Raw genomic sequence first — 2,310 nt, forward strand, 5'->3', positions numbered from 1 at the left:
AAGGCGGGTCCATAGAAGTACTCGAATCCGCCCCCGACGCAAAGGGTCATCGTACCGGGTCTGTCAACCACCTTCCCCGCGCCCACGGTCTTGGCCGTGGTCATGTTGGTCATGTAGCAGCCAACGGCAAAAAGCAGCGCGGTCAGGACCAGGTACGGTCTTCCATGAACCTCCGTCGGTCCAGCTCCCTCCCATCAGATTGTATTGCACCCCGGACCACCGTGTAAAGGCGAATTCCCGTCTTGATAAAGGGCGTGAGTGGGGTTATCCTTGCTCTCGTTCGAATGCCCGATTTCGGGACCGGGAAGCGACGGAGATTTAACGATGGCCAAGTTCCTGGATAACCTGCGCTGGCAACGCATGTGGGTCTCGCACCTGGGCGCGCTCAAGGGCTGCCTGGACTACCTGGGCCTGAACGTATCCGAGCCGTGGCTCTTCGGCGCCACCGGCCACGCCTTCATCCTGAATATCCACGAGACCGTCTGTCCCAGTGGCCCCACCGCCTGGAACACCCACCCCCTCCGGGAGCTGGGGAAAAACCTCGGCTACACCGCTGAGGGCGTCTTCGCGCTAAAGGGGGACTCCGATTTCGCGGAAAAGCAGAAATCGGCCTGGGAGATGGTGAGGCGGGCCCTGGACGAGTCCCGGCCCTGCTACGGCTGGGAGCTCGAAATACCCGAATTCTACGTCATCCACGGCTACGATGAGGCGGGGTACCACTATTCGGGACCGCGCCGGGAGACGGGCCGTGGACCCAAGCCCTGGGCCAGCCTGGGCTCGACCCCCATCGGATGCGTCGAGGTCTACGCGCTCAAAAAGGGCGATCCCGCCGACGACCTCACCACGGTGCGCGACGCCCTCGCCTTCGTCCTGGAGCACGCTCGGAACCCCGAGAAGTGGGTCTATCCGGGATACCGGGCGGGGCTGGCCGGCTACGACGCCTGGATCAAGGCCGTGGCGGACAACACCGCCGAAGGCTTCGGCATGGCGTACAACTCCGTAGCCTGGTACACCTGCCGCTCGAACGGCGTAAAATTTTTAGAAGAAGCGAAGGGCCGGATCGGCGGCGACACCGGCCCCCTCTTCGACGAGGCGGCGCGGCACTACCGGACGGCGGCCGAGAACCTGCGCATCGTCGCCGACACCTTCCCCTTCTTCGCGCTCAAGCCGGCGTACATCGAGTACGAGGACCGGCGGAAGACGGCCATCGAGGCCCTGACCCGGGCGCGCGAGGCCGAGGCCGCCGGGCTCGGGGCGCTGGGGGAGCTATTGGCCAGGCTGAAGGCGTCGGGGGGCGACCGCGGGTGAGACGTGGGAGAGGCGCCCACCCGAGCGGTGGACACGGTTAAGTACCATTGATACCAACATCTTGAGGACGAATCGGGTTGACGGCGAAACGCCCCGGATATTAAAGTCGGATTAAAAAGACGACTCGCATTCAAAAGCCGAGCGCGAAGGGAACGATGTGGGAAAAATAATCGAAAATCTGCGCTGGAAGTGCATGTGGACCTCCCACCTCGGCTGCGTCAAGGGCTGCCTGGAGCACCTGGGCGTCGAGATGTCCGACGCCCGGCTCTTCAGCCTCACCGGCCACGCCTTCATCATCAACGTGCACGAGCGGGTCTGCGCCAGCGGGCCCACCGCCTGGAACACGGAGGCGCTCCCGAGGCTCGGGAAGAACGCGGGGTACGCCGAAGAGGTGATAACGGCGGTCAAGGCGGACCGCGATTTCGAGAAAAAGCAGGAGCTCGCCTGGAACACCGTCAAGGCGGCTCTCGACGCCGGGGTCCCCTGCTACGGTTGGGAGCTTTTCATCCCCGAATTCTACGTCATCCACGGCTACGACGACCGCGGCTACTTCTTTTCGGGCCCCCAGTGCGACGAGGGCAAGGGACCCAAGCCCTGGCGGGAGGTGGGCGACACCCAAATCGGCTGCCTGGAAATGTACACGGTGAAGCGGTGCGACCCGGCCGAGATGAAGACCGCGGTGAAGGAGGCGCTGGGATTCGCCGTGGAGCACGCGAGGAATCCGAAGAAATGGATTTACACGGGGTACAGGTCCGGCCTGGAGGGTTACGACAACTGGATCCGCGCCCTGGGCAACGCCACCGCGGACGGTTGGGGCACGGCGTACAACGCCGCGGTGTGGGGCGAGTGCCGGAGCTTCGCCCACTCCTTCCTCCGGGAGGCGGCGGAGAAGTTCGGCGGCCAGGTGGTGGCCCACTTTTACAAGGCCGCAGGCCACTACAAGGCCGTGGCGGAAAACCTGAAAAAGGTCGCGGACACCTTCCCCTTCTTCACCATGAAACC

Annotated in this window: 2 protein-coding genes; both read left to right on the top strand. The window is 64.1% G+C overall.

Going from position 1 to position 2,310, the window contains the following annotated elements; genetic code table 11:
• The first annotated feature begins 324 nt into the window (after nucleotides 1-324).
• Nucleotides 325-1,308, top strand: a complete 984-nt coding sequence (locus tag NTW26_11290) for a hypothetical protein (GenBank protein MCX7022831.1) — start codon at nucleotides 325-327, stop codon at nucleotides 1,306-1,308.
• A 157-nt stretch (nucleotides 1,309-1,465) separates the two neighbouring features.
• Nucleotides 1,466-2,310 (top strand): hypothetical protein (locus NTW26_11295; GenBank protein MCX7022832.1); only part of this gene is annotated, 845 nt, incomplete at its 3' end.

This window comes from bacterium, from assembly GCA_026398675.1.
Classification (GTDB): Bacteria; RBG-13-66-14; RBG-13-66-14; order RBG-13-66-14; family RBG-13-66-14; genus RBG-13-66-14.

Excerpts from the sequence above, each read along its gene's own strand:
- NTW26_11290 (MCX7022831.1), top strand. The coding sequence starts at position 325 with ATGGCCAAGTTCCTGGATAACCTGCGCTGGCAACGCATGTGGGTCTCG.